The 20,200-nt window shown below is 62.3% G+C and carries 20 protein-coding genes and 1 tRNA gene; 14 read left to right on the top strand and 7 right to left on the bottom strand.

Features of this window, described 5'->3' with window-relative positions:
• Nucleotides 1-38: 38 nt before the first annotated feature.
• Genes VM94_RS26810 through eutC form a run of 5 tightly spaced genes read left to right on the top strand, consistent with a single transcriptional unit; the run spans nt 39 to nt 4,900 of the window.
• On the top strand, nt 39-593 hold the full coding sequence (locus tag VM94_RS26810; protein ID WP_046686150.1) for a GbsR/MarR family transcriptional regulator: 555 nt from the start codon (nt 39-41) through the stop codon (nt 591-593).
• Nucleotides 590-1,234, top strand: a complete 645-nt coding sequence (locus VM94_RS26805) for a DUF4166 domain-containing protein (RefSeq protein WP_046686149.1) — start codon at nt 590-592, stop codon at nt 1,232-1,234. The genes VM94_RS26810 and VM94_RS26805 overlap by 4 nt, the downstream gene beginning before the upstream one ends.
• Nucleotides 1,231-2,694, top strand: a complete 1,464-nt coding sequence (locus VM94_RS26800; RefSeq protein WP_046686148.1) for a TIGR01777 family oxidoreductase — start codon at nt 1,231-1,233, stop codon at nt 2,692-2,694. The genes VM94_RS26805 and VM94_RS26800 overlap by 4 nt, the downstream gene beginning before the upstream one ends.
• Nucleotides 2,695-2,728: 34 nt before the next feature.
• A complete protein-coding gene (locus VM94_RS26795) occupies nt 2,729-4,117 on the top strand; it encodes an ethanolamine ammonia-lyase subunit EutB (RefSeq protein ID WP_046686147.1) in 1,389 nt (462 codons plus the stop codon).
• A gap of 9 nt (nt 4,118-4,126) precedes the next feature.
• Complete coding sequence (gene eutC, locus VM94_RS26790; protein WP_046686146.1) at nt 4,127-4,900, top strand: ethanolamine ammonia-lyase subunit EutC; 774 nt, start codon at nt 4,127-4,129, stop codon at nt 4,898-4,900.
• Here eutC and tsaD read toward each other — a convergent pair whose 3' ends face one another.
• On the bottom strand, nt 4,901-5,941 hold the full coding sequence (gene tsaD / locus VM94_RS26785) for a tRNA (adenosine(37)-N6)-threonylcarbamoyltransferase complex transferase subunit TsaD (protein WP_034779881.1): 1,041 nt from the start codon (nt 5,939-5,941) through the stop codon (nt 4,901-4,903).
• A 210-nt stretch (nt 5,942-6,151) separates the two neighbouring features.
• On the opposite strand from tsaD, the gene VM94_RS26780 reads away from it, so the two are divergent.
• Nucleotides 6,152-6,559 (top strand): nitrite reductase (NAD(P)H) small subunit, encoded by a 408-nt coding sequence (locus VM94_RS26780; protein ID WP_046686145.1) that lies wholly within the window; start codon nt 6,152-6,154, stop codon nt 6,557-6,559.
• An 87-nt stretch (nt 6,560-6,646) separates the two neighbouring features.
• On the opposite strand, the gene VM94_RS26775 is transcribed toward VM94_RS26780, so the two are convergent.
• On the bottom strand, nt 6,647-7,708 hold the full coding sequence (locus VM94_RS26775; RefSeq protein ID WP_046686144.1) for a 3-deoxy-7-phosphoheptulonate synthase: 1,062 nt from the start codon (nt 7,706-7,708) through the stop codon (nt 6,647-6,649).
• Between the two features lie 143 nt (nt 7,709-7,851).
• Nucleotides 7,852-8,529 (bottom strand): hypothetical protein, encoded by a 678-nt coding sequence (locus VM94_RS26770; protein WP_046686143.1) that lies wholly within the window; start codon nt 8,527-8,529, stop codon nt 7,852-7,854.
• Nucleotides 8,530-8,687: 158 nt separating this feature from the next.
• Here VM94_RS26770 and ybiB point away from each other — a divergent pair, with 158 nt between their 5' ends.
• The 8 genes from ybiB (at nt 8,688) to VM94_RS26730 (ending at nt 17,249) form a co-directional block, all read left to right on the top strand.
• Entirely contained in the window at nt 8,688-9,680 is a 993-nt protein-coding gene (gene ybiB, locus VM94_RS26765; protein WP_046686142.1) for a DNA-binding protein YbiB, read from the top strand.
• 56 nt (nt 9,681-9,736) lie between these two features.
• Nucleotides 9,737-10,951: an NAD(P)/FAD-dependent oxidoreductase gene (locus tag VM94_RS26760; RefSeq protein ID WP_046686141.1), complete on the top strand. Its 1,215-nt coding sequence runs from the start codon at nt 9,737-9,739 to the stop codon at nt 10,949-10,951.
• Nucleotides 10,952-11,133: 182 nt separating this feature from the next.
• The gene (rpsU, locus tag VM94_RS26755) at nt 11,134-11,346 is read left to right on the top strand and encodes a 30S ribosomal protein S21 (protein WP_008451879.1); all 213 of its coding nucleotides are present in this window, start codon (nt 11,134-11,136) and stop codon (nt 11,344-11,346) included.
• 195 nt (nt 11,347-11,541) lie between these two features.
• Nucleotides 11,542-11,994: a GatB/YqeY domain-containing protein gene (locus tag VM94_RS26750; RefSeq protein ID WP_034746974.1), complete on the top strand. Its 453-nt coding sequence runs from the start codon at nt 11,542-11,544 to the stop codon at nt 11,992-11,994.
• 129 nt (nt 11,995-12,123) lie between these two features.
• Entirely contained in the window at nt 12,124-13,920 is a 1,797-nt protein-coding gene (dnaG, locus tag VM94_RS26745) for a DNA primase (protein WP_046686140.1), read from the top strand.
• Nucleotides 13,921-14,384: 464 nt separating this feature from the next.
• Nucleotides 14,385-16,625, top strand: a complete 2,241-nt coding sequence (rpoD, locus tag VM94_RS26740) for an RNA polymerase sigma factor RpoD (protein WP_046686139.1) — start codon at nt 14,385-14,387, stop codon at nt 16,623-16,625.
• 108 nt (nt 16,626-16,733) lie between these two features.
• A tRNA-Ile gene (locus VM94_RS26735) sits at nt 16,734-16,812 on the top strand.
• A gap of 101 nt (nt 16,813-16,913) precedes the next feature.
• Complete coding sequence (locus VM94_RS26730; RefSeq protein WP_046686138.1) at nt 16,914-17,249, top strand: FKBP-type peptidyl-prolyl cis-trans isomerase; 336 nt, start codon at nt 16,914-16,916, stop codon at nt 17,247-17,249.
• On the opposite strand, the gene VM94_RS26725 is transcribed toward VM94_RS26730, so the two are convergent.
• The 4 genes from VM94_RS26725 to VM94_RS26710 form a co-directional block, all read right to left on the bottom strand.
• Nucleotides 17,174-17,740: a DUF2726 domain-containing protein gene (locus VM94_RS26725; RefSeq protein ID WP_052755955.1), complete on the bottom strand. Its 567-nt coding sequence runs from the start codon at nt 17,738-17,740 to the stop codon at nt 17,174-17,176. The genes VM94_RS26730 and VM94_RS26725 overlap by 76 nt on opposite strands.
• Before the next feature lie 96 nt (nt 17,741-17,836).
• A complete protein-coding gene (locus VM94_RS26720; protein WP_046686137.1) occupies nt 17,837-18,550 on the bottom strand; it encodes a YjjG family noncanonical pyrimidine nucleotidase in 714 nt (237 codons plus the stop codon).
• A 157-nt stretch (nt 18,551-18,707) separates the two neighbouring features.
• Complete coding sequence (locus tag VM94_RS28410; RefSeq protein WP_138828995.1) at nt 18,708-19,451, bottom strand: BPSL0067 family protein; 744 nt, start codon at nt 19,449-19,451, stop codon at nt 18,708-18,710.
• A gap of 125 nt (nt 19,452-19,576) precedes the next feature.
• Nucleotides 19,577-20,068 carry a DUF4265 domain-containing protein gene (locus VM94_RS26710; RefSeq protein WP_046686136.1) on the bottom strand — a complete coding sequence of 164 codons (492 nt, stop codon included), beginning with the start codon at nt 20,066-20,068 and terminating at the stop codon, nt 19,577-19,579.
• Nucleotides 20,069-20,200 lie beyond the last annotated feature (132 nt).

Genomic DNA, 20,200 nt, shown 5'->3' with positions numbered 1-20,200 from the left:
GTCTTACATTTCTGTAACGACAGAAATAAGAGAAAATCATGGAACTGAGTCCGACCACGCAGAAGTACATTTTGCACTGGGGTGAAATGGGCACGCGCTGGGGCGTCAACCGCACGGTGGCGCAAATCCACGCGCTGCTGTTCCTGGCGAACGAACCGCTGACGGCGGAAGACATCGCGGCCAGCCTGAACGTGGCCAGGTCCAATGTCAGCAACAGCCTGAAGGAATTGCAAAGCTGGGGCCTGGCGCGCATCACGCACGTGATGGGGGACCGGCGCGACCATTTCGTCGCCCTGCAGGATGTGTGGGAAATCTTCCGCGTCATCATGGAGGAGCGCAAGCGGCGCGAGATCGATCCCACGCTGACGGTGCTGCGTGAATGCGCGATCGAGGGCGAGCACGATGCGGCCATTCCACCGGCCACCCTGGAGCGCATGGGTGAAGTGCTGGCCTTCCTGGAAATGCTCAGCAGCACCTACAGCGATTACAAGAATTTGCCGCCAGCGACCCTGCAGCGCATGCTGTCGATGGGGGGCAAGGTGGCCAAGTTCCTCAGCCCGGAAGACAAACCTGGCAAGCGCGCAAAATCATGAACGGCCCCTCGGAAGGAGAGCTGTTCAAGAAGGTGATGGGTGCGCAGTGGCTCACGCTGCACCCGGACATCCGCCGCCGCTTCGAGAAAAATCCCGCGCCGGGCCAGCCCCTGTATTACCGTGGGGAGCTCAGTGAACTCACCAGCTCGCGCCTGGGAAAATTCCTCGGCTGGCTGACGCGCCCCTTCATTGACGGCGCTTTGATCCCGTACGACGATCACGATTTCCCAGTCGATATCGAAGTCTATTCGCGTCCCGGCTGCCCCTTCATCTTCAAGCAGCGCACCTACCGCCTGCATGGGCGCGCGCCGATCCGCTTCACCTCCTACATGGCGGAAAGCGCGAAAGGCGAAGTGCTCGAATACGTGGGCATGGGCCTGGGCATGAAGCTGGTGCTGCATGTCGAGGACGGCAATCTGCACTTCACCAGCGACGGCTATTTTTGGGATCTTTTCGGCTGGCGCGTGCCACTGCCCGGCGTGCTCACGCCCGGAAAAACCTTTCTGTGCCACCGCAACGAGACGCCGCAGCAGTTCAACATCCGCATCGAGATCCGCCACGCCCTGTTCGGCACCACGTTCACCCAGGCGGGCGTGTTCCGCGAATCGGCCGCACCGCAAAATCACAAGGAGACACCATGAATACGCATCTGCTGGCCCTGCAACTGATGGCGGCGCAAGGCTGCCTGGGCGCCTTCGACACCATCTACCACCATGAAATCACGGAGGCGCTGCCGCAAAAGGCGTCCGCGCGGCTCGAATTGACGATCCATGCGACGCGCGCCCTGATCTACAGCCTGCTGTTCGTCGGACTGGCAGCGTGGGAATGGCATGGCGCCTGGGCCTGGGTGCTGGTCATCGTGTTTGGCGTGGAAATCGTGCTGACCTTGTGGGACTTCGTCGTCGAAGACCAGACGCGCCTCCTGCCCGCCACGGAGCGGGTCACGCACACGGTGCTGGCGATTAACGCGGGCGCCTTCATCGCCTTGCTGGCCCTGAACAGCAGCGAATGGGCGACCTTGCCGACGGCCCTCGTGTGGCAGCCGTATGGCTGGCTCAGCGTCTTCCTTGCCCTGTGCGGCGTGGGCGTGGGCTTGTCCGGACTGCGCGACGCGTATGCCGTGTGGCAGCTGGGACGGCGCAAGGTGCAGGAGACGGCAGAGCAAGAGGAACACCTGCGCTTTGCCAGCACGCCGCAGTCCGTGCTGGTGACGGGCGCCACGGGTTTCATCGGCCAGCAGCTGGTTGCTGCCTTGCTGGCCGATGGTCATGCCGTGACGGTGCTGACGCGCCAGCCCAAGCAGGCCGCATGGACGTTTGAGGGCCAGGTGCGCTGCATCGCGTCGCTGGACGAATTGGCGGATGCGCAGCGCATCGACATGGTCGTCAACCTGGCCGGCGCGCGCATCGTCGGGAAGCGCTGGACGGACGCGCGCAAGGCGGCCCTGCGCCGCAGCAGGGTCGCGCTGACGCAGGCACTGGTGGCGTGGATCGCCCGCGCGCAGCACAAGCCACGGGTGCTGCTATCGGCATCGGCCATCGGCTACTACGGCGTGCAGCCGCAGGGCGACGACACGGAATTGACGGAGGAGAGCGCGCCGCAAGCCATCTTCATGTCGCAGCTGTGCCAGGAGTGGGAAGCGGCCGCGCGCCAGGCGGAACGCTATGGCGTGCAGGTGGGCTGCATGCGCTTTGGCCTCGTCTTCGGCCACCAGGGTTCGCTGCCGCAAATGCTGCTGCCGGTCCGTTTCGGCGTGGGCGGCCCGCTGGGCAGCGGCAAGCAGTGGGTCACGTGGGTGCATGTGCGCGACGTGATCCGCGGCATCGCCCATCTGGCGCGTCGCAGCGAAGAACAGGCAGTGGGCGGCGCCTATAACTTCTGCGCGCCGGAAGCCATAGCGCAGCGCCGCTTCGCCCAAGTGGCGGGGGCCGTGCTGCACCGCCCCAGTGTCATGCCCACGCCGGCCTTCCTCATGCGCGCTTTGCTGGGCGAGCAGGCCGACTTGCTGGTGGAAGGCCAGCGGGTCGCGCCGCGCCGCTTGCTGGCCGACGGTTTTGTTTTCCGCTATCCGCAACTGGAAGGGGCGCTGCGCAGCCTGTAGCCTGGCGTAGAATGGGCATGGGAGGAACCGAACCATGCCCCGCTTCAGCCATACGATAGACAGTCATACCTATGCGTTCGCCAGCCTGAAAGGGCTGCTGGCCAAGGCCACGCCGCTGCGTTCGGGCGACGTGCTGGCCGGCGTGGCGGCAGCCAGCGCGCGGGAACGGGTGGCGGCGCAGCTGGCGCTGGCGGACGTGCCGCTGCCGCTCTTCCTCAGCGAGGCGCTGGTGCCGTACGAAGACGACGAAGTCACGCGCCTGATCATGGATGGCCATGACCGGTCCGCCTTTGCGCCGATCGCGCACCTGTGCGTGGGCGACTTTCGCGACTGGCTGCTGGATGACGCGACGGATACGCAAACGCTGTCGCAAGTGGCCGCCGGCATCACGCCGGAAATGGCGGCCGCCGTCTCGAAAATCATGCGCCTGCAGGACCTGGTACTGGTGGCGCGCAAGTGCCGGGTCGTCACGGCCTTTCGCAATACCCTGGGCCTGGAAAGCTGCATGTCCACGCGGCTGCAGCCGAATCACCCGACGGACGACGCTACAGGCATTGCCGCCTCCATACTCGATGGCCTGCTGCTGGGCAGCGGCGACGCCGTGATCGGCATCAATCCCGCCACCGACAATGTGGCGCAGGTGGTGTCGCTGCTGCACCTGCTCGACGCCGTCATCGATCAATACCAGATTCCCACGCAGTCGTGCGTGCTCACCCACATCACCAATACCATCGAGGCGATCCGCCGCGGCGCGCCCGTCGATCTCGTGTTCCAGTCGGTGGCGGGCACGCAGGCAGCCAACCGCAGCTTCGGCATCGATTTGTCTCTGCTGGCCGAGGGGCAGGCGGCGGCCCTGTCGCTGGGGCGCGGCACGGTGGGCAACAACGTCATGTATTTCGAAACGGGGCAGGGCAGCGCCCTGTCGGCGGGCGCCCACCACGGCATGGACCAGCAGACGTGCGAAGCGCGCGCGTATGCGGTGGCGCGCGCGTATCAGCCGCTGCTGGTCAATTCCGTCGTCGGCTTCATCGGCCCTGAGTATCTGTACGACGGCAAGCAGATCATGCGCGCGGGGCTGGAAGACCATTTCTGCGCCAAGCTGCTTGGGCTGCCCATGGGCTGCGACGTGTGCTACACCAACCATGCGGAAGCGGACCAGGACGACATGGACGCCTTGCTGACCATGCTGGGCGTGGCCGGCTGCAATTTCATCATGGGCGTGCCGGGCGCGGACGACATCATGCTCGGCTACCAGAGCACCTCGTTCCACGACGCCCTGTATGCGCGCCGGGTGCTGGGCTTGCGCCCTGCGCCGGAATTCGCGGCCTGGCTGGCGCGCATGCGGATCACGGATGGGCAGGACCGCTTGAGCGAAGCGCTGGCGCCGGCCTTCCAGGCGGCCCTGCTGCGCCTGGACGACTAGGGAGAACGCATGGATGAAAACTATCCTTGGCAGGCGCTGCGCGCGCATACTGCCGCCCGCATCGCGTTGGGACGCCGTGGCGTGAGCGTGCCGACCAAGGCGCAGCTGGCGTTCCAGCTGGCCCACGCGCAGGCGCGCGACGCCGTGCACCTGGCGCTCGATGGCGAGGTCCTCGCGCGCGACTTGGCCGCGCAAGGGCAAGACTGCGTGCAGCTGCACAGCGCGGCCGCCACGCGCGCCGACTATCTGCAGCGGCCAGACCTGGGACGCCGGCTCGACGACGCTTCACGGGCGCGGCTGACGGCCTCGGCGCAGGGTGTGGATCTGGCGCTGGTGGCGGCCGACGGCCTGTCGGCGCTGGCCGTGCAGCGCCATGCGGCGCCGTTCCTGGCCGCCCTGCGCGAACGGCTGGCGCTGGAGGCGTGGACGCTGTCGCCGCTGCACATCGTGGCGCAAGGACGGGTGGCCATCGGCGACGAGGTGGGGCAAATGCTGCAAGCGAAGGCAGTGCTGGTGCTGATCGGCGAGCGCCCGGGCTTGAGTTCCCCGGACAGCCTGGGCCTGTACCTGACGTGGGCGCCCAAGGTGGGGCTGCTGGACGAGCGCCGCAACTGCATTTCGAACGTGCGCCCGGAGGGGCTGGCGTATGCGCAGGCGGCGTACCGGCTGCACTATTTGCTGTCGCAGGCGTTCAGCCGGCAGTTGTCGGGCGTGGAATTGAAGGATGAAACAGTGGAAGAGGGCGCGGCCCTGGCGGGCGCGCGCAACTTCCTGCTGAAGTGATTAGACTTCGCGGATCTCGTCCAGCGGCCAGCGCGGGCGCACGTTGAACGAGTAATCGTGCTTGGCGGCGTCGGGATTGATCTGCAGGCGCATGGCGCCGGCAAAGGCGATCATGGCGCCGTTGTCGGTACAGAATTCCAGCTCCGGGTAATACACCTTGAAGCGCTTCTTGGCGGCGGCCGCGTTGAGCGAGGCGCGCAATTGCGCATTGGCGCCCACGCCGCCGGCGATCACCAGGCGTTTCAAGCCCGTGTGCTTGAGGGCCGACACGCATTTGGCCGTCAGCACGTCGACGATGGCGTCGACAAAGCCGCGCGCGATATTCGCCTTGTCCTGTTCGCAGATGTTCGCGATGACTTTTTCTTCATGGTTTTTCACCACCGTCAGCACGGCCGTCTTCAGGCCCGAGAAACTGAAGTTGAAATCCTTCGAGTGCAGCATGGGGCGTGGCAGTTTATATGCCAGCGGGTCGCCGAATTCGGCCAGGCGCGAAATGGCGGGGCCGCCCGGATAGCCGAGGCCCAGCAGCTTGGCCGACTTGTCGAACGCCTCGCCGGCCGCATCGTCGAGCGTTTCGCCCAGCATCGTGTACTGGCCCACGCCGTCGACGCGCATCAGCTGCGTGTGGCCGCCCGAGACCAGCAGGGCGATGAAGGGGAACTCCGGCGGTTCCGACGCCAGCAAGGGCGACAGCAGATGGCCTTCCAGGTGGTGGATGCCCAGCACCGGCTTGTTGATGGCCAGGCCCAGGCTGCAGGCGACGGAGGAACCGACCAGCAGCGCGCCGGCCAGGCCAGGACCCTGCGTGTAGGCGATGGCGTCGATCTCGGGCAGGGTGATGCCGGCCTTGGCCAGGGTTTCTTCGAGCAGCGGAATGGCGCGGCGGATATGGTCGCGCGACGCCAGTTCCGGTACCACGCCGCCATATTGCTCGTGCATGGCGACTTGCGAATAGAGGGCGTGCGACAGCAGGCCGCGTTGCGTGTCGTACAAGGCCAGGCCGGTTTCGTCACAGGAGGATTCGACGCCAAGAACAATCATGAAGGTGCTAAATAGGGAGGAGTAATCCGCCATTGTAAAGGAAAGCCGGGCACTCCACCGTGCGGCCGGCGCACCATTTCGGCGGCAGTGTGCACTTGCGCAGTGCGGCGCGGACCGGTTTTGCCCGGGATTCTGGCCGCTTTGCGTCTGTGACGGCACTGGCACCGCTTTTGCTTATGCAAGCGTGTACCTTTCTCGAGGGAGCTAGCGATGTCGGAACAATGGAAAATGATTTGCCGCCTGAAGGACATGCCGCTGGCGGGTGCGCGCATGGTGCAGCGGGGCCTGGCGTGGCAGGATTTACCGGGTGTGGCGCTGTTTCGCGCGGCTGACGATACGGTGTACGCGCTCCTTGACACGGTGCCCTGCCTGGGCGGCCCGCTGTCGCATGGGGTGCTGATGGAGAAAAACCTGATGGGGCCGAAGAACAGCTGGATCATCGAGCTCGATTCGGGCCGTCTGGTGGCGCCCGTGCAGGGCATGGCGCGCCTGTACGCCGTGCGCATCCTGGACGGACGCATTTACCTGGACGTCAATGAACTCAATATCCCGGCCAGCAAGGCGGAACAGGCGCTGGCGGGATCGTTTGCCGTGCTGCCGCATGTGCAGATGGCGTGATATGCCGCGTGGTGGTGTCGGCTTACGCGGTTCAATTCGTAGGTCGGATTAGGCGCAAAGCGCCGTAATCCGACAACATCGCCGGCATTATTTTGGGCGATTGACCAAATGCGCATGCGCATCGCGCAGCATGGTCGCTGTCGTGTCCCAGTCGATGCAGCCGTCGGTGACGGAGCAGCCGTAGGTCAGTTGCGACAGGTCTTGCGGGATCTTCTGGTTGCCGCCAACGATGTTCGATTCGATCATCACGCCCACCAGCGAGCGGTTGCCCTGGCGGATCTGGTTGACCACGTCGGCCATCACCAGCGGTTGCAGTTCCGGCTTTTTATAGCTGTTCGCATGCGAGCAGTCGACCACCAGGTTGGCCGGCAGCTTGGCCTTGGCCAGCGCCTGTTCGGCGATGGCGATCGACACGGAATCGTAGTTCGGACGGCCGTCGCCGCCGCGCAGCACGACGTGGCCATACGCGTTGCCGCGCGTGCGCACGATGGCGACATTGCCTTCGCCATTGATGCCCAGGAAGGAGTGCGGGTGCGCCGACGACAGGATCGCGTTGACGGCGATGCTGATGTCGCCATCGGTGCCGTTCTTGAAGCCGACCGGGGTCGACAGGCCCGACGACATTTCGCGGTGCGTCTGCGATTCCGTCGTGCGCGCGCCGATGGCCGTCCAGGCGATCAGGTCGCCCAGGTATTGCGGCGAGATCGGGTCCAGCGCTTCGGTGGCGGTGGGCAGGCCCAGTTCGCACACGTCGAGCAGGAACTGGCGCGCCTTTTCCATGCCTTCGTTGACCTTGAACGAATCGTCCATGTACGGGTCGTTGATGTATCCCTTCCAGCCCGTGGTGGTACGCGGTTTTTCGAAATACACGCGCATCACCAGCAGCATCGTGTCCTTGACTTCCTCTTGCAGCGCTTTCAGGCGGCGTGCGTAATCGAGGCCGGCAACGGGGTCGTGGATCGAGCATGGCCCGACGACGACGAACAGGCGCTGGTCCTTGCGGTCGATGATGTTGCGCAGCGCTTCGCGGCCGCGGCTGACGGTGTCGAAGGCGCTTTCCGACAGGGGCAGCTTGGCGTGCAGTTCGGCCGGTGTCGGCATGGGCGCGAAAGAGGTGACGTTGATATTTTCGATGTCTGGCGTATTCATGATTCTGGCTCGGCTTTCGCGATTGCGTTCTTTAAGAGGCAATAGTGTAGCGGAAATGCGGCCTGGCGGCGGGGATGGGGCCAAAACGGCAATGGTTCAGTTGTTTTTATGGCAGGGCCGGCACGCTGCCGGCCCCCGTGCGTTCAATGGCCGCCGGCCAGGCTGGCGCCAACGTTGTAGCGGGCGATGCGCTGGTAGTTGCCGGCCAGCTCGGGCGGCCGGGGCAGGCCGGGATGGCGCTTCACATGCGCGAGGATGGCGCTTTCGTGCTGGCGTATCTGTGCGTCCAGGCAGGCGATCTGCTGGCGCAGCAGGGCGTGCAGCGCATGCTGGCCGGCCTGCAGATGCGCATTCAGGCGCGCCGATTCCTGCTGGCGCACGCCTTCGATGGCATGCAGGCGGCGCAGCCATAGCCGCAGTTCCACGTAGGCGGGCGAGGGCGGCGTCCAGCGCGCGGGGCGCCTGTGCGCACAGTAGTTGGCCAGCACCACGGCGCTGTGCGCCGCGTCATCGGGCAAGCTCTGGCCGCGCAGATAGTCTGCCAGATGCGCGGGCTGGGCATCGCAAACCACCATGCCCATGTCGGCCAGCATGCGCGCCGGCGTCTCGCTGTACGGCATATCGAGGCGCATGCAGACGCGCAAGCCCATGACGGGCACGTCGTTCCTTTGCAGCCAGCTGCGCAGCCAGCGGTAGCCGGCCACGTCGTTTTCCAGCACCTTGCACAGCACTTCGTTGCCCGAGAGCAGCACGGCTTTCAGCAGCAGCTTGCTCGTTTCGATGCCGACGAAGGCCGTTTCCCGTTTGATCGCGTGTTCCATGATGAGTCCCCCTGTGCAGTCTTATACGCAGCGGTGGCGCGTTTGGATGCAGCCGCGATGCGGATTCAATCAAAAAAGAACCTGGAAGACTGTTGCATACTCGCCTATGGCGTCTTCCAGCCCGTCTGCAAGGGGAAAAATCCGTGTAAGCTGGTGCCATGACGACTGTTTCCATACCCCATACCGATGTGGCCGGTGAGCCATTCCCCGCAGCACGTTTCATCAAGGAAATAGGACGCGGCAAGAACGGCGCGCGCAGCATGACGCGTGACGATGCCCACGCCCTGTATCGCGCCATGCTCGAGGGCCGCGTGTCGGACCTGGAGCTGGGCGGGATTTTGTTATCGATGCGCATCAAGGGCGAGTCCGTGGACGAGATCGCCGGCTTCCTTGATGCTGCCGAAGCCTCATTTGCCCCGCTGGCCGCGCCGGCCGGTGAATTTGCCCCGATCATCATTCCCAGCTACAACGGCGCGCGCAAGATGGCCAACCTGACGGCCTTGCTGGCGCTGCTGCTGGCGCGCGCGGGCGCACCCGTGCTCGTGCATGGCGTGACCAGCGACCCGGGCCGCATCACGACGGCCGAAGTGCTGGCCGCGCTGGGCGTGCCCGCTTCCACGGACCATGCGCAAGCCGAGGCCGCCATGGCGCGCGGCGAAGCCGCCTTCCTGCCCATCGAGGCCCTGGCGCCGCGCCTGGCCTGGATGCTGTCGTTGCGGCGCGTGCTGGGTGTGCGCAATTCCACGCATACCCTGGTGAAAATCATGCAGCCGTTCGCCGGCCCGGCCCTGCGCCTGGTGTCGTACACGCACCCGGAATACCTGGAAATGCTCGGTGAATATTTCCTCACCGCCTCGGATCCCGCGCGCGGCGACGCCTTCCTCATGCGCGGCACGGAGGGCGAGACGGTGGCTAACGCCAACAAGGCGCAGCAGATCGACTGGTTCCATGGCGTGGAGCGTACGGTACTGGTGGAAAAGCAGTTGCTCGTGGAAGAGTTGCCACATTTGCCGGCCGAGCGCGACGCAGCCACGACGGCGGCCTGGATCGCGGCCGTGCTGCGCGGTGACATGCCCGTGCCGCCGTCGATCGCCGAGCAGGTGGAGCAATGCTTGACGACATCGCGGCAGATTGCAGCACGGCCGCGCTAGCCGCGTCGCCGCAGTTTACAATGGCGTCTTTGTAATCAGCGGTGACCGGAATTCTTATGGCAAAACAATTTGATGTGGCAGTGATCGGCGCGGGCGCGGCCGGCATGATGTGTGCGGCTGTTGCCGCCCAGCAAGGCAAGCGCGTGGTGTTGATCGATCACGCGGCCAAGCTGGCCGAAAAGATCCGCATCTCGGGTGGTGGACGGTGTAATTTCACCAATATCAATGCCACCCCGCAAAATTTCCTCTCGGAAAACCCGCATTTCTGCAAGAGCGCACTGTCGCGCTACACGCCGCAGGATTTCCTCGCGCTCGTGAAAAAATACCGGATCGGCTACCACGAGAAGCACAAGGGCCAGCTGTTTTGCAATGAATCGGCCGAGCAGATCATCGACATGCTCAAGGACGAGTGCGCCGCTGGCGGCGTGCATTGGCGCATGCCGTGCAAGATCGACAATGTTGTCCAGCAAGCGGATGGCGGCTTCGTGCTGCAGACCGATAGCGGCGACATCGAGACAGCCAGCATCGTCATCGCCACGGGCGGCCTGTCGATCCCGAAGATCGGCGCCACGGATTTTGCCTACCGCATCGCCAAGCAATTCGACTTGACGATGGTCGAGCCGCGTCCGGCCCTGGTGCCGCTGACGTTCGATGCGGCCAGCTGGGCGCCGTTCGCGGAATTGTCCGGTATCGCCCTGGAAGTGGATGTGGAAACAGGGAGCCTGAAAGGACGCAAGGCGACGGGCGCGCGTTTCCGCGAAGATTTGCTGTTCACGCACCGCGGCCTGTCGGGTCCGGCGATTTTGCAGATTTCCAGCTACTGGCTGCCGGGCGAACCCATCGTCATCAATCTGCTGCCGGAAGTGGACGTGGCGCAGACCTTGATCGAAGGCAAGGGCACCCTGAAGAAGCAACTGGGCAATATCGTCGCGCAATGGCTGCCGCAACGCCTGGCCGACTGCCTGCTGGCCGTCAACGGCCTGGCGCCGGACGCGCGCATCGCCGACATGCCCGACGCGCAGCTGCGCAAGCTGGGCCAGGCCATCAATGCCTGGTCCATCGTGCCGAACGGTTCCGAGGGCTACCGCAAGGCGGAAGTGACGCGCGGCGGCATCGACACCCGCGAGCTGTCGCAGCAGACCATGATGGCCAATAAAGTGCCGGGCCTGTATTTCATCGGCGAATCCGTCGATGTGACGGGCTGGCTGGGCGGCTACAACTTCCAGTGGGCCTGGGCTTCCGGCGTGGCGGCAGGTATTGCCTTGCAGTAAGCTACTCTGTAAGATGGGGTTCTGGCGCCCGGTGCGCCACCCCGGTGCGTGGTTTACGCCACATTCCGGCAGCGACCGCAGGCTGCATGCCGCACGCAAGTGGGGGAGGGGCTTCCCTTTCCGAATAAAAGCTGCTACTATCTATCTCTTCCTATACACCACCTCAACGGTTTGAATTTTACATGACCACTATTCGCCTTAAAGAAAACGAGCCGTTCGAAGTCGCAATGCGTCGCTTCAAACGCACCATCGAAAAAACGGGTCTGCTGACCGAATTGCGCGCTCGCGAATTCTACGAAAAGCCAACAGCTGAGCGCAAGCGCAAGCTGGCAGCTGCTGTCAAGCGTCATTACAAACGCATCCGCAGCCAACAACTGCCGAAAAAATTATTCTAAGACTGTTCAGTCAAAACCAACCCGGGTAGTTCGGCGCATTGTTCGCCACGGGTTTTGTTTTGATTCGCCTGGAGTGATACTTCAGATGAGTCGCATACCCGCTCCGGTTCGCCGCAGCGGGTTTTCGCTTTTGTGGCCGCCTGCTTGGAGTGCCTGCACGAGCATCGAACCCTACTTACCAACACGAGGATTGCCATGAGCTTGAAAGAACAAATTACCGAAGACATGAAAAACGCCATGCGCGCCAAGGAAGCGGGCAAGCTGGGCACGATTCGCCTGTTGCTGGCGGAAATCAAGCGCAAGGAAGTCGACGAACGCATCGAACTGACGGATGCCCATGTGACGGCCATCGTGGAAAAGATGATCAAGCAGCGCAAGGATTCGATCACCCAGTTCGAAGCCGGTGGCCGCGCCGACCTGGCCGACATCGAAAAAGCCGAACTGGTGCACCTGACGGGCTATATGCCTGCCGGCCTGTCGGACGAAGAAGTGGCGGCCGAAGTGGCTGCCGCCGTGGCCGCCTCGGGCGCCGCCGGTCCGCAAGACATGGGCAAGGTCATGGCCATCGTCAAGCCGAAGCTGGCTGGCCGCGCCGACATGACGGTGGTGTCCGCCCTGGTCAAGAAAGCCTTGACGCCGGCAGCGTAAGCAACAATAGTAGCAAGGGCTGTCAGCCGTCGCGCTGGCAGCCTGTTAACAGCCCACACGTTGACCTGGCTCAACCTCAGGCCGCGTGCGGTAGTATAGTCTGACCTATAACAAGACCCGCCCTAGCCAGTGATACCTCAATCCTTCATTTCCGATTTGCTCAACCGCGTCGATATCGTCGATGTCGTGGGCCGTTATGTGCAACTGAAAAAAGGTGGCGCCAATTTCATGGGCTTGTGCCCGTTCCACAGTGAAAAATCGCCCAGCTTTACCGTCAGCCCCACCAAGCAGTTCTATCACTGCTTCGGCTGTGGCGCGCATGGCACTTCGATCGGCTTCCTGATCGAGTACTCGGGCATGGGCTTTGTCGATGCCGTCAAGGATCTGGCGCAGAACGTGGGCATGGTCGTGCCGGAAGCGGACGACAAGATCCCGCCGGCCCAGCGGGCGCAGATCCAGGCGCAGAGCATGGCCCTGTCCGACGCCATGACGCAGGCCTGCGATTATTACCGCGGACAATTGCGTCACGCGCCCGAAGCCATCGCTTACCTGAAGAACCGGGGCTTGACGGGCGAAGTGGCCGCTCGCTTCGGCATGGGTTTTGCGCCTGGCGGCTGGGACAATCTGCGCTCCGTCTTCCCTGAATACGACGTGGTGGCGCTGGCCGAGGCCGGCCTCGTGATCGACAAGGTCGATGAGGAGGGCAACAACCGCAAGCGCTATGACCGTTTCCGCGAACGCATCATGTTCCCGATCCGCAATACCAAGGGACAAGTGATCGCCTTTGGCGGCCGCGTGCTCGACCATGGCGAACCAAAATACCTGAATTCGCCGGAAACCCCCTTGTTTTCCAAGGGATTCGAACTATATGGCTTGTTCGAGGCGCGCCAGGCCATCCGCGACGCGGGCTACGTGCTGGTGACGGAGGGCTATATGGACGTGGTGGCGCTGGCGCAAATGGGTTTCCCACAAGCAGTGGCGACCCTGGGCACGGCGTGTACGCCCACCCACGTGCAAAAACTGCTGCGCCAGACCGATAACGTGATTTTCAGCTTCGACGGCGACAAGGCCGGCCGCCGCGCCGCCCGCCGTGCCCTGGAAGCGAGCCTGGCCCACGTGTCGGACAATAAAACCATCAAATTCCTGTTCTTGCCGTCGGAACACGATCCGGACAGCTATATCCGCGAATTCGGCGCCGAGGGGTTTGAACAGCAGGTGCATGAAGCCATGCCGCTGTCGCAATTCTTGTTGAAAGAAGTGTCGGGCGAGCATGACCTGTCGGAACCGGAAGGGCGCGCCCGCGTGCAGTTCGACGCCAAGCCGCTGCTGCAGCTGATGGCGCCGTCGTCCCTGCGCCTGCAGATCGTGCGCGGCCTGGCCCAGTTGACGCAGTCCACGCCGGCCGAGATCGAAGCCCTGTTCGAGCTGGCCAAGCCCGTTGCCGTGGCGCACCGCGCGCCGCCGAAATCGGGCCGCCCCGTGCCTGTCGGGCTGGAATTGAAGATCATGCGCATGCTGGTGGCGCATCCGCCGCTGACGATGCGCATCGATGAGGCCGCCTTGGTCGCCTTCCAGCACCTGGGGCCCGATGCGGCGCACAGCCTGGGGCAACTGGTGGCCGTGGGGCAGGCGTTGGGCGAGCACGGCAGTTTTGCCGCGCTGGCGCAGCAGTTGAAGGAGCTGGGCAGCGAATACGACGAGATCATCGGCGAGATCGCGGCTGGTACGGAATCCGATTACGACAGCGAATTGTCGTGGCTGGTAAGCACCATCCGCGAGATCAAATTGAATGCCTTGAAGGCGGAATTGCAGCAATTGTTTGCCTCGGGTTTGCCATCCGAGAAAATTGGTGTACGCTACCGCGAAATCATGCAGGAGCAGGGGGCGCTGGAGCGCGAGCGCGATGCCGAGTTGGTGAATCGCTAACCTTGCCCTGAGGGTATGGCGCGCACTGGAAAAACATTTTTCGCGTGCTATAATTAAATGCTAAGTATTGTGTGCTTTGGCAAGCTAGTTCTGTTTCGTAAATAGTATTTGTTTTCAGTAAGTTAGGCTCTTGATCGGCGCGGTGGATCGTGTCGGCAGCCAGGGCCAACGGGCGCTTTCGGCGTTGCGGGCAAGGCTCGCAGACGCTGGCAAGCCGCGCCAGGCTCTCGCTCCCAACGCGGTCGATGCAGGAATTTTTGCCGAGGCGGCTGGCAACAGCCGGTGGACAGGAATTGCTGCGCTTCCCGCGGATCGTGGCCGATGAGGTGTAAGTAACGTAACAGTGTCGAATTTGCGTTGTCGGCAGGTTCGAAGATGGTGGTTCCCGCAGGTAGACAGGGAACTGGCAGCAAACTTTATCCTAATCCACCGTAAAGCAAGTCGTTGTGTAATCGAAAGCGCCTGTGCCAATCAAGAAACCCGAATCCAAAGCGGCTGTAAAGCCCACTAAAGTTACCACGAAAGCCGAAAAGGCGCTCGACCGGCCAGAAGCGCGCGTCACCAGCGCGCCCGTGGTCAGCCAGACCACCGACGCCGCCACCCTGGCCGCGATCGATACGTCCGGTTATGTCTTGCCGTCGGTAAAAGTGCCAGGCCGCCGCGGCCGCAAGCCAAAAGAATTCCAGCCAGAAAATGATGAAGTCGCCGCCCTGAACGCCGTCGAGCGGGCCGAACTGAAGGCCGTCGACAAGGCCAAGGCCAAGGATCGCAAGGCGAAAGAGCGCGCGCTGCTGAAGGACGCGTTCTCGTCCGACACGGAAGCGAGCGAGGAAGAACTCGAGCGCCGGCGCCAGAAACTCAAGACCCTGATCAAGTTCGGCAAGGAACGCGGTTTCCTGACCTACGCGGAAATCAACGATCACTTGCCTGAAAACATCGTCGATCCGGAAGCCATCGAAGGCATCATCGGTACCTTCAATGACATGGGCATCGCCGTCTACGAGCACGCGCCCGATGCGGAAACGTTGTTATTGTCCGATAACGTTGCCGTCGTCACCAGCGACGACGAGGCGGAAGCAGCGGCCGAGGCCGCGTTGTCGACCGTCGACTCCGACTTTGGCCGCACCACCGACCCCGTGCGCATGTACATGCGCGAAATGGGCTCGGTCGAACTGCTGACGCGCGAAGGCGAGATCGAGATTGCCAAGCGCATCGAAGATGGCTTGAAAGACATGATCCAGGCCATTTCCGCCTGCCCCGTGACGATCGCCGAAATCATCGCCGCCGCCGACCGCATCGCCAACGAAGAGATCAAGATCGACGAAATCGTCGACGGCCTCGTCGATGAAAACGAGCCGGTCGCTGCCGCCCCTGTCGTGGCCGCGCCCGTTGAAGAAGACGAGGAAGAGGGCGAAGCGGAAGAAGAGGAAGAAGAAGAGGAAGAAGAAGCAAGCGCTTCGGGCGCCGCCGGCTTCTCGGCCGAACAGCTGGAAACCCTGAAACGCACGGCGCTGGAAAAATTCGCCATCATTTCGCAGCAGTTTGACAAGATGCGCCGCGCCTTCGAAAAAGAAGGCTACAACTCGAAACCGTACGCCAAGGCGCAGGAAGCTATTTCGCAAGAATTGCTGGGCATCCGTTTCACGGCCAAGGTCGTGGAAAAGCTGTGCGACACCCTGCGTGGCCAGGTCGACGAAGTGCGCCATATCGAGAAGCAGATCCTCGACGTGGCCGTGAACCGCTGCGGCATGCCGCGCGCCCACTTCATCAAGGTCTTCCCGGGCAATGAAACCAACCTCGACTGGGTCGATGGCGAAGTCAACGCAGGACACGCGTACAGCGCCATCCTGGGCCGCAACATTCCGACAGTCAAGGAACTGCAGCAGCGCCTGATCGACCTGCAAGCGCGCGTTGTATTGCCGCTGCCAGACTTGCGCAACATCAACCGCCAGATGGCGGCCGGTGAAATGAAGGCGCGCAAGGCCAAGCGCGAAATGACGGAGGCCAACTTGCGCCTGGTCATTTCGATCGCCAAGAAATACACGAACCGCGGCCTGCAATTCCTCGACCTGATCCAGGAAGGCAATATCGGCCTGATGAAGGCCGTCGACAAGTTCGAGTACCGCCGCGGCTACAAGTTCTCGACCTATGCGACCTGGTGGATCCGCCAGGCCATCACGCGCTCGATCGCCGACCAGGCGCGCACGATCCGCATTCCCGTGCACATGATCGAGACGATCAACAAGATGAACCGGATTTCCCGCCAGATCCTGCAGGAAACAGGCGCGGAACCCGATCCGGCCACCTTGGCGATCAAGATGGAGATGCCCGAGGACAAGATCCGCAAGATCATGAAAATCGCCAAGGAACCGATCTCGATGGAAACGCCGATCGGCGACGACGACGATTCCCACCTGGGCGACTTCATCGAGGACAACAATACCCTGGCGCCAGCCGACGCAGCCTTGCACGCCTCCATGCGGGGCGTCGTCAAGGACGTGCTCGATTCCCTGACGCCACGCGAAGCCAAAGTGCTGCGCATGCGTTTCGGCATCGAGATGTCCACCGACCACACGCTGGAAGAAGTGGGCAAGCAATTTGACGTGACGCGCGAGCGCATCCGCCAGATCGAAGCCAAGGCGCTGCGCAAGCTGCGCCACCCATCGCGCTCCGACAAGCTGAAAAGCTTCTTGGAAGGCAACTAGAAGCCAATAGGGCTTGACGTGCGCCCCTGATACCCCTATCCTCGCGTGTCCGTTTCCAAAACGGCCGCGCGAGGCGGGCATCAACAGCGCCGCCACGCCGCAGTCCTTGGGCCTCTAGCTCATGCTTGGTTAGAGCAGCGGACTCATAATCCGTTGGTGCCGTGTTCGACTCACGGGAGGCCCACCAGAATTTAGCAAGAATAGAACGAGCCCCGACAGGTGACTGCCGGGGCTTTTTTCGTGCCGCCGTACAATCGCGGCATGACGATTGATGAAGGATGAAACGAGATGACGGCTGAAGTGAAGATTGACGATATCGTGGCGGGTGATGGCAAGGCGGCGGCGCGTGGCGCGCTGATCACTGCGCATTACCGGGGCTGGCTCGAAGATGGCACGGAGTTTGACTCGTCGCACAAGCGGGGCGAGCCTTTTCGCTGTGTGTTGAGCAATAACAAGGTCATCCAAGGCTGGATTTTGGGTTTGCAAGGCATGCAGGTGGGTGGCAAGCGCAAGCTGTGGGTGCCGGCGGCGCTGGCGTATGGCGAACGTCAGGTGGGCTTGATTCCACCTGGCTCCAATTTGATCTTCGAGATTGAATTGCTGGAAGCGCTGACGCGCGATTGATGTCTGGACGGTGTCATCAGGCAGATACGACGCCGGCTTTTCAGCAGCAATTGCTCGATATCGACGCGTAGTGCCTGTTGTGTTGGGAAGGTGGCATAGCGCAAGGTCACATAACCTGCCAGCCTGAGCATGGCATCGCGCTCCTTGTCCTGGCGTTCGCGGCCGGCGTGGCTGCTGTCGTCGAGTTCGATCACGGCGATGACGTGCAGTTGCTGGCTGCACAGGACAAAATCGGCCACCTTGCGGTCGAAACGGTTTCTGTTTGCCCATTCCTTCGCCGTTACCAGCGCGGAAAACGCCACTTGCGCCAGCACCGTGCATTCCGGCAAGGCTGTCTGCAGCAGGTGGTACATCTGCTGTTCGCGCGCCGTCATAACGGGTTTTCTTTGCAGCCTCGGCGGCTTGCGCGACTTGGCGGCCTGGCGCGTGGCCAACATGGCAAAGAACAGGATCAATGCCGCGATGGCGAACAGGACTCTGAAGGAAGGCATGGGCTGGCACCAGGATGGACGAGCCCCGATGGTACGCGAGCAGCGGCGTGTTTTCGCGCCGCTACCCGCGTTATTAATTGCCGTGTTTGTTGAAGATCAAGCCTGTTTCAGGTTGACCGTTACCGCACCCAGCGCCGGCACGATGTCATGCAGGCTGGCCACTTCATAGGTGGGGATGGCGGCCGAGATATTGGCCATGCTGTCCGGGTTGAACCAGCAGCTGTCGATGCCGTAGCGGTTGGCGCCGAGGATGTCGGCGTCCAGGCGATCGCCGATGATGATGGTCGTATCCTTGTTGAATGCGCGCGCCATGTTGGCGGCGTATTCGAAGAAGCGTACGTCCGGCTTGGCATGACCGCACGCTTCCGAGGTGGCGACGAAGGAAATGTAGTCGCTCAAGCCGGAGGCGGCGATGCGGCGGTTCTGGATGGACTCGACGCCGTTGGTGATGATGCCCACTTCGTCGATACGCGACAGCGTTTCGCACACTTCTTTGGCGCCATCGATGAGGACGACCGTGTCCGGCAGGGAGTCCAGATACAGACGGCTGGCCAGTTCCGGATCGATGGCGATACCGTTCAGTGCAAATGTCTTGCGGAAGCGTTCCACTTTCAGGAAATCCTTGGTCACGTCACCCGTTTCGAAACGTCTCCACAGGTCGACGTTGATCGCCTGGTATTGGGAAAACAGCGCGTCGATACCGTCGCGCAAGCCCAGTTCGTGCATGGTGTGCAGGAACGAGCGTTTTTCGGATGCCCGGAAGTCGAGCAGGGTATCGTCGAGGTCAAACAGGAATAGCTTGTATTTCATGGCGTGTCATTGAAAGGAACTTGTCTTGCATCGTAGCACGTAGCGATGAGTTCGGTTGGCCGTGCCCCGCGCGGGCGATCCGCTACAACCGCTGTCAGACTTGTCACACGCACTCCGTTTTTCCCATGAGCATGCATGAGAAATTCCGCCGAGCGCACTATTTACACTGAAACCTGACCATTTTTGTTCGCTGTTGAATGGCCGCGGTGCACTGTTTGACTGCCGGTAAATCCATGCGCAGGTAGCGTGCGGTACCGGCATACAGGCAGTCCACTTGAAACAGATAGTGGGGGGCATCGAAATTGATATTCCAGCGTTGATACAAGGTGCCGGCTCGTGTCCACTCCCTGATCGGGGCCAGGATGGGCAGGGCCTCGCCATCCACCTGCGGCTGATTCGCCGGATAGGAGAGCACGCGCACACTGTCTAGCCTGGCGGCTGGCAGGTTCCAGGTCAATGGAGCTGCTTGCGGGCAAGAAAGAGGAGCTGCTGCAGTTGGTTGCATCGTCGTGGCCGCGATAGCCAATGTCAGCAGTGCGAGCACCGAATACAGCTCAGGGCGATTCGATGCTCCGGCCGCTGAACGGCCAAAGTGGATCATGCGGGCGCTGGGTTTGTGGTTGCGCCACTGGTCGAAAATTTCAATACCGCCAGGCACTTGGCGAATGAAGAGCGCCGCATGGTTGCCATGCCGCAGATTCTGATAGCGACCATTGACGAAGGTGGCGATCAGCGTCCCTTTCGCGATGCTACTTTTTTCCAGCAGATCAGTCACTTTGTCGCCTTCGCGCCAAAGCGATGAGGCACGGGCGCCTGTGAGGTCCCTGACCAGGGTGACGCACTCGCCATTTCCCACGATTTCTTTTTGCTTTGTATAGCCGGCACTCGCAATGTAGGGCATGGCGTTTCTCTCTGTGACTGACGGTAGAGAGAGCGTACGCAAGATGCGGACAGGCACCTTGATGTGCGCCAGGGCAATACGGAGCATTGACACGTGTCATGGCCCCGCCTGGCGCACGAACCGTCTTACATATCCACCCACCAGTTGAGCAGGGTTTCATCATCGTCGTCATCGAGGTTGACGTAGATGTTTGCGAAGTACCACTCCACGCCCGTCGCTTCGCGGAAGGCGTCGAAGGGACCGTTGACGTTATAGATGCCGTGGTGTCCCGGCACGCTGAAGGTGAGGTTGCCCTTGTATTGGCCGTCCATGGTACCGCCCAGCTGGCTTTGCACCTCGCGTTCGAGCTGGTCCACTGCCTCTTGCGACACGTCGTCGGCATAGATCTGGATGCAGAAGTTGCCGCCGCGCTTAAGCACTTCGGCGGGAGCGAGCGGGTCGGCGATGCTGACGATGTCGCCGCGTGCCAAGTTCAGGGTCAGGCCGGGCGAGGCCAGCAGTTCGTAGACGTGCTCGTCGATCTTGCGCGCGGGCAGGGTTTCATACACGGGACCGCTCGTGTTTTCGCCTGCCAGTACGCGGATGTGGGGCAAGCCTTCGCAATTGATATCTTCCATTGATTCTTTCATAGTGCCTGCGCGCTGTACTGCTGGTCGCGCCGGTTTGTGGTGTATTGCAATATTGTACCGGGTGCGTACCGGCTGGCGGCTTAGGCAACGGTGCAAACGAGGAGAGGCAATGGAGAAAAG

This window comes from Janthinobacterium sp. KBS0711 (assembly GCF_000988085.1).
GTDB lineage: Bacteria > Pseudomonadota > Gammaproteobacteria > Burkholderiales > Burkholderiaceae_D > Janthinobacterium > Janthinobacterium lividum_E.
This window is presented reverse-complemented; position numbering and strand designations above follow the sequence as displayed.